Raw genomic sequence first — 2,752 nt, 5'->3', positions numbered from 1 at the left:
AGGCGTGCTCTTCCCCATGCGCCTCGGCCCGCCAGACCTGCACCAGCAAGGCGAGAACTATTTCGTCGGTCACACGCTGACCAGCGTGCTCAACGGTCTCGCCGAACAAGCCCGCATGGAATGGCGCCATAAAGCCCGCCACGACGCCAACCTCACGCCCGCACGCATCGAGGAACGCGCCCACGCCACCATCCAGCAATTCGCCCAACGGCTCCCGACAATCCGCGAATTGCTCGACCGTGACGTGCTCGCCGCCTATCAAGGCGATCCGGCCGCCGGCAGCGTCGACGAGGTGCTGATCTGCTACCCAGGCATTCACGCGATGATTCACCACCGCGTCGCCCACGAACTCTATCGACTGGAATTGCCTCTGCTCGCCCGTATCATCGCCGAGCAAGCCCATTCGGAAACAGGGATCGATATTCACCCAGGCGCCCAGATCGGTGCCGGCTTCTTCATCGATCACGGGACAGGGGTGGTCATCGGGGAAACCGCGATTCTCGGCGAGCGCGTGCGCGTCTACCAAGCCGTCACGCTTGGCGCCAAGCGCTTCCCGGCCGACGACGACGGCAATCCGCGCAAAGGCCTACCGCGTCACCCGATCGTGGAAGACAACGTGGTCATTTACGCCGGCGCAACGATCCTCGGTCGCGTCACTATCGGACAAGGCTCGGTGATCGGCGGCAACGTCTGGCTCACGCAAGACGTCCCGCCGTTCAGCAACATCACGCAAGCAAGATCGCGCACGGAAGCCGGCTCGCCCCCGGTGTCCGGCTGCGATAACGAATCGTCCTGACGCATCCCGCCTGGCCCACGCCGCGCTCGGATCGGTCAGGCGGTATTCAACATCGAGGCCCCTCAAGCCCGTCAGGCAAGCCCCGCCGCGCCGGCGACAGCGCATAGCGCAACCACGGCAAGCGGCGGCGCTTTCCACCGCGTCAACAGCACGAACGCAATCGCGGCTACCGCGAAATCGGCGGCGCTGTGCACGGCGCTCGTCCACACCGGGGAGTACAACGCCGAGGCCAATATGCCCACGACGGCCGCATTCACCCCGGCAAGCATGGCCGCCGTCGACGCGCGCTCACGCAGCGCCTGCCAATGCGGCAGCGCAGCCACGACGAGCAACAGCCCGGGAAGAAAGATCGCCGCCGTCGCAAGCACGGCGCCAAGCCACGGATGCAGCGGGCTCCCCGAGCGCCACCCAAGGTAGGTCGCGAACGTGAAGAGCGGGCCCGGCACCGCCTGCGCCGCACCATACCCCGCCAGGAAGTCGCTGTTCGACACCCATCCCGTCGCCACCGTCTGCTCTTGAAGCAGCGGCAGCACCACATGGCCACCGCCGAACACCAACGCGCCGGATCGGTAGAAGCCGTCGAATATGGCCACGGACCGCTCGTCGGTGAGATGGCGCAGGAACGGCAACCCGGCCAGCAGCACGCAGAAGAGGATCAGCGCCACAGCGCCCGCTGTACGTGAGATTCGGAATCGCGCGGGCGAGGGCAACGGCGGTGCCGCCATCGCGTGGCCCGAGCGCAGCAGCAGAACCCCAAGCCCCGCGCCCAGCACGATCACGATGAGCTGCGCAAACTGGGTGGTCGTCAACGCGAGCACAGTCATGGCGGCCAACGCGATCCCCGCGCGGCGCGTGTCGGGACATAATCGTCTCGCCATGTCCCATACGGCCTGCGCCACGACGGCGACCGCCACCAGCTTCAAGCCATGCAGCACGCCATCGCCGACCGGACCGCCCAGGTGCGGTGCCACGACGGCAAAGACCAGAAGCAGCAGCACCGACGGCAGCGTGAACCCGCACCACGCGGCGATGCCGCCCAACCATCCGGCCCGCCGAAGGCCGATGGAAAACCCAACCTGGCTGCTCGCCGGTCCGGGCAGAAACTGACACAACCCCACCAGATCGATGAAGCTCGCGTCGTCGAGCCAGCGACGCCGCTCCACGAATTCACGCCGGAAATAGCCGATGTGGGCGACCGGTCCGCCGAAGCTGGTCAGGCCCAGCAGGAGAAACGTGCGGAGCACTTCGAGGGCGGCGCGCGCATGCGTCGTGGCGGGACCCGGGACGGTCTCGATCTCGGTTTTCAAGGGTTCCAACTTACGTTATCCAGCAACACAAAGTTCGCCATCATAGCGCTGACGCGGTGACCTCAGCATGACGTCTGCATGACGCGAGCACACTGGGGGCATCGCAAGCTTACGCCACGCCAGCCGTAGACGCTGTCGGTCAGCGTCGTGCATGGCAGGACCGCCATTCTCGGCACGGACGGCGATTTCCGAATTTCTCCCTAGCGGCGGTGGCAGCAGTGAAGACTGCCACAATCGCCGGTTCGTTTCAGCAATCGCTTCTGCGCGGGCCGCGTTAGCGTTCTCCCCCTCGCTGCGGATGTTGTCCTTCGCAATCTCGCGATCGTACAACGCCGCCGAATTCACGGAGAAACGCTGAATGACTCGATTGCATTACGCCATGCCGCACCATGCGCATCGACCGACCGCCAATGCGCACCATACAAGACGGGGCATCGCTCGCCCCGCATTCGTTGACGACTGGCGGGCCGGTCTGTCGGTGCCCCGTCGTCGCGCCGTCCAGACGCAGGCGCCTCCGCGTTCGGCCCCGCCACCGCTGTTGACCGAGCCCGTCGCTCGCGCAGCGGTTGGCGCAACGGGCCGTGAGGCCCCCAATGCGGCCTTCGCGCTGGGCTTGTTGGCGGTGGTCTGTACGACAGGCGTAGCGGTC

The 2,752-nt window shown here is 66.2% G+C and carries 3 protein-coding genes; 2 read left to right on the top strand and 1 reads right to left on the bottom strand.

From position 1 onward, the window contains the following. On the top strand, positions 1-796 hold a 796-nt coding region (gene epsC, locus A985_RS24155), incomplete at its 5' end, for a serine O-acetyltransferase EpsC (RefSeq protein WP_232424513.1). 71 nt (positions 797-867) lie between these two features. Here epsC and chrA read toward each other — a convergent pair. Next, positions 868-2,103: a chromate efflux transporter gene (chrA, locus tag A985_RS0104085; protein ID WP_157211351.1), complete on the bottom strand. Its 1,236-nt coding sequence runs from the start codon at positions 2,101-2,103 to the stop codon at positions 868-870. Positions 2,104-2,461: 358 nt separating this feature from the next. Between chrA and A985_RS28910 the strand changes: the two genes are divergently transcribed. Next, the coding region (locus A985_RS28910; RefSeq protein WP_039829854.1) for a hypothetical protein at positions 2,462-2,752 on the top strand (291 nt) is incomplete at its 3' end.

This window comes from Pandoraea sp. B-6, from assembly GCF_000282835.1.
GTDB lineage: Bacteria > Pseudomonadota > Gammaproteobacteria > Burkholderiales > Burkholderiaceae > Pandoraea > Pandoraea cepalis.
The sequence above is the reverse complement of the archived record's forward strand: the minus strand, read 5'-3'. Positions and strand labels throughout refer to the sequence as shown.